4 protein-coding genes are annotated in these 4,383 nt (G+C 37.3%); 3 read left to right on the top strand and 1 reads right to left on the bottom strand.

Annotated elements, in window-relative coordinates; genetic code table 11:
- Window positions 1-222: 222 nt before the first annotated feature.
- Both J7K93_05805 and J7K93_05800 read left to right on the top strand, forming a co-directional pair.
- The gene (locus J7K93_05805; protein MCD6116508.1) at window positions 223-798 is read left to right on the top strand and encodes a flavodoxin family protein; all 576 of its coding nucleotides are present in this window, start codon (window positions 223-225) and stop codon (window positions 796-798) included.
- Between the two features lie 61 nt (window positions 799-859).
- Window positions 860-1,729 (top strand): HDOD domain-containing protein, encoded by an 870-nt coding sequence (locus J7K93_05800; protein MCD6116507.1) that lies wholly within the window; start codon window positions 860-862, stop codon window positions 1,727-1,729.
- Window positions 1,730-1,920: 191 nt separating this feature from the next.
- On the opposite strand, the gene J7K93_05795 is transcribed toward J7K93_05800, so the two are convergent.
- Window positions 1,921-2,637, bottom strand: coding sequence for a hypothetical protein (locus J7K93_05795; protein MCD6116506.1), 717 nt, complete (start codon window positions 2,635-2,637; stop codon window positions 1,921-1,923).
- A 201-nt stretch (window positions 2,638-2,838) separates the two neighbouring features.
- Between J7K93_05795 and J7K93_05790 the strand changes: the two genes are divergently transcribed.
- A partial coding sequence (locus J7K93_05790; GenBank protein MCD6116505.1) for an Ig-like domain-containing protein occupies window positions 2,839-4,383 on the top strand: 1,545 nt, incomplete at its 3' end.

The following is a 4,383-nucleotide window of genomic DNA, read 5'->3' as shown; positions in this document are numbered from 1 at the left end:
ACTTGATGACTTGATGAACTTTATAACTTAACAAACTTGCTCCCTTATGCTGCCTCCTTTTACTCATCAAGGTGTAAAGAAAATGAACACATAGAAATAAAATGCTGACAGTTTTATAAAGAGGCTCAAAAATCAAAATAGAATCATTGAGAATGTTCTTGACCTATTGATAATGATTTTGTTACCTTGTATATAATGCAAAATAATTAAAAAAGGGGCATTATGAAGGTTGTTGCTTTTAACGGGAGCCCCAGGCATGACGGGAACACTTCCGTTTTGATTAAGGAAATATTTTCCGAGCTTGAACCGGAAGGTATCGAAACAGAACTTATAGATATCTGCGGGAAACCATTAAGAGGCTGCACAGCCTGCTACGATTGTGTGAGAAATAAAAACAACCGGTGTTCCATAGATTCCGACGACCTGAACATTTGGATTGAAAAGATGATAGAAGCTGACGGAATTATTCTCGGCTCTCCCACATATTTCGCAGATGTTACAACTGAGATCAAAGCCCTTATTGACAGGGCAGGTTTTGTTGCGAGAGCCAATGGCGATCTTTTTAAAAGAAAAATCGGCGCTGCGGTTATAGCTGTACGACGAGGCGGTGCAGTTCATGTGTTTGATACGATCAATCACTTTTTTCTAATCAGTCAAATGATTGTGGTTGGATCCAGATACTGGAACCTTGGAATAGGAAGAGACCCTGCTGATGTAAAAAAGGATCTTGAAGGAATCGGAACAATGAAAATTCTCGGCAATAATATGGCATGGTTATTGAGACATATTGTAAATTGATGTGTGATTATACTGTACATGGAAGTTTAACCGGTTATTAAAAATAGGATGTTTAATTACAATGACACAAAAATTAGAGCCAATAAAAATTGATCAGGATGAGTTTTTAAAAAAATACAATGCTTTGCCTGCATTGCCGGAAGCCATTACCGAAATACGCAAAATAGTTTTTTCGGAAAATGTGAGCATTCGTAAAATTGTAGAGATAATTGAAAAAGACCCCGGCCTCGTTGCACAGATACTAAAAATCGTTAATTCTGCATATTACAGCGTTCCAAGAGAAGTTAAGGATATAAACCTTGCAGTAGCATATCTCGGAATTAATGAAGTGTATCGTATTGTAATATCCGTATATGTCCTTGATGCCTTATCAACTGCTGACAAACACGCATTTCACAAAATATGGTATCATTCAAACTATACTGCACTTACTGCAAAATTTCTTGGTAAAGAATATGAACCTTTGCTGAACAGCAATGATTTGTGGGTTCACTCAATTCTGCATGATATAGGAAAATTAATCTATTTAAAATTTTTTCCCGAGCACTTTAAGGCTGTTGAGATATACTGTAATAAACAGGGTTCTCTCTGCCGGGAAGCTGAAGATTTTTATAACATACCCCATAGTTCCTACTTCGGAGAGCTCCTGTGCACTCATTGGCAGCTTCCCGAAGATATAAGGGAGACTTGTTCGGCGCACGATTTAAGCGATCTCCCAAAAATTGACATCTCTTCTGAAACTGGAAGGATCAGGCGAATTGTAACAATTGGCAATCTCATGTCTATTCTTGCAACAGAGAAATTACGAAAGAATATAAAGGAAGATATTTCCAAAACAATTCAAAAATCTCTTGGCTGTTCAGAATCAGAATTTTTACTTATGATGGGCAAAGTCTACGAAATCAAAATTGACCTGGATAAGTACCTGTAACGTGGCCCCTTATGTAGTAATTTTTTTGAATAAGTGTGCAAGATAAAGGAATCTTTAATGAACAGCATTCACCAATATTTGATCACTCAGCATCAATTCCAAAAATAATAATTCAAACCATTAACAGCTTATCTGTCCATAAAATATTTTTATTGTTTGTTTATCAGGTACGGATCGGAATCCTCTTGAAACTAAAGAGGAATTGCAATGCTTAATCCGCTGAATCCCGGTGAAGTTACAGGCATAATATTATATGATGCAGTGCTTGGATAGTATCCGGTGCTGTTTGTTAAAAAATAGTGCAGCAGTCCTGCTGCTATTAATCCTCCCCCTATGTAAAAACAGTAGTTTGCTCTTTTGTCGTATTTATCTGTTAAGATTACAAGATTTTCGTATTCTGTTGTTGTAGAATAGTGCTGACTTGCCGTTATACCTGCCTGATCGTAATAGTAGTAGCCGAGCCCGGAAATGACAAGTCCTGCAGACGCAGTAAGATACGTAATCAAATGATTCCTGTTTTCCGAACTATTTATAATGGAAACAGATGCCGGCCTGTTTTGTTCCTTTTTTACTGATGCAAATGTCTGTTCATCAATTTCAGGGCTTATTCCCGAAGACGGTTTTTTTGCAAGATCTCCTAATGCCAGAGGATGCCGTTTGCTTTTTTTGATAATTTTAACTGCACAGAGATCCTTTTTTACAGCCATTACACTAACTTTTGCAACAACAACACGCTTACCGTTTTCCAGATTTCTGTAAATGTAGAGGATGTCTCCCTTTTGAGCATCAAAACCTTTATCAAATTTAAGGAGTACATAGGGATCTTTAACTTTTATTACAGTTTGAGCCAGGGCCGGCTGTAAAAAAAATACGGAAACGATAAAAATAACAACTATTTTTAGTTTCATATCAAACTCCCCGTTTAATTTACAGAAGAAAAGGGGAAAATTGCAACACACTATGATTATATTATAATTCCTTAAGAAAATCAAGCATTATTTTTATTTTTATAAAAATTAATTTAAACAAGGTATTTGTTGACATTTATTTATCGGGTGATTATATTCTCTATTGGAGAATATAAATTATTAATTAAAGTGGGGTCTGCCATGATAAAAATAGAGCAATTTTTGGGCGCAGTAGTGGTTATTGCGCTTTTTATGAGCAGCTGCTCCGACCATACTGTTACACCGCCTGAGCTTAAGCTGGCAAACGGCCGTGTTGTGGGCACTGTAAGCGGTGTTATCTCAGATTTCACGACAAATGCAGCTTTTGACAGCGGATCAGTAAAAATTACATGGATTGATAATGGTGTTACCCATTCAACAGCTTGTAAAAATCTGGGTTACTATCTTATTGACAGCCTCAGCTCAGGTCTTCACGAGCTCTATTTTACAGGCCCTGAATCTCACTCTCAAAGTAAAATCACTGTAACAATCCCGGAACTAAATGACATACTTGACTGCTGCCCTGCTACTGATAAAGATTACCGCCACAACGTCACTCAGAATATAGACCTCTACAAAAGAAGCAATCACATAGAAGGAACTATTTATTATAACTTCAGCGACAACACAACATCGCTTGCACAGGGAGTAACAGTTGCTGCGGATTATCGTTATACAATAAATCATAATGAGACAGTGGATGATGGGTACAATGTTATACCTGCGCGTTACATAACTACAACAAATAGTTCCGGATTTTTCTCTTTTGACAGCCTGCCGTGTACACCTACTGTTATAATACAGACTTTGCCCTTTACAAAAGTAGGGATTGAATACGAATCCTATTTTGAACAGGTAACTATGTACGACGGCAGCTCCCATTCAATCGGAGACGTTGTTTTAGATCCTGTATCAGCTACGCCTATTATTACACAGAATAATTTTGTTAATAATAATAATTTCCCTGTTACGTCCAGTTTTATCGCAACATTTTCCAAGAAGATGGATCCATCTACATTTGATATTAATCTTTACAGGTCCGGGACTCTGATTGAGACAAATATTTCGTGGACGGACAGTCTGATTCTGACAATTGACCCTTATGCTGACTTAAGGCCGGATGAAGACTATACTCTTTCCATAAATGGAAAGTCAATGGATAATAACACTTTCTCTCAGACTTATAACATACACACTCAGGCAGGCATTGAATTTGTATCAACAAACCTTGAAAAAAGCCAGGGAATAATGGATACTCAATTCCCGGTTGAGAGCAATATTGAAATCACTTTTTCAATGGCTGTTAATCTGTCCAACCCGAATACTTACGTACGCCTTATAGACGATCAGGGTTTTTATGTGGATATAAATCTCTCTCTGACAGGGGATCAGAAAACACTTGTTATTAACCCTGTTGGTAATCTCGAATACGATAAAACTTATACGGTTGTATTTAAAATATATTCATCTATCCCGGAGGATTTCATAACGCAGACAGCTACCGGGCTCTCTTTTATATTCTCAACAGAACCTGAAATTACTGAAGTGCCGGCTCAGGTTACGGGATTTGCTCTGTATATGGATATGGGATCAAGCTGGCATGCGGATTACAATACGACGTCAATATCATTTGTATGGAATACTGTTGCGCATGCAGATGAATATCTGATTCTGGCCCGTGATAATGATAAAAACACTGATTATGTT

The organism is bacterium, from assembly GCA_021158245.1.
Classification (GTDB): domain Bacteria; phylum Zhuqueibacterota; class QNDG01; order QNDG01; family QNDG01; genus QNDG01.
The sequence above is the reverse complement of the archived record's forward strand: the minus strand, read 5'-3'. Positions and strand labels throughout refer to the sequence as shown.

Bases quoted from the DNA above. Each gene is read 5' to 3' on its own strand.
- J7K93_05805 (MCD6116508.1), top strand. From the start codon at position 223: ATGAAGGTTGTTGCTTTTAACGGGAGCCCCAGGCATGACGGGAACACT.
- J7K93_05800 (MCD6116507.1), top strand. From the start codon at position 860: ATGACACAAAAATTAGAGCCAATAAAAATTGATCAGGATGAGTTTTTA.
- J7K93_05795 (MCD6116506.1), bottom strand. From the start codon at position 2,637: ATGAAACTAAAAATAGTTGTTATTTTTATCGTTTCCGTATTTTTTTTA.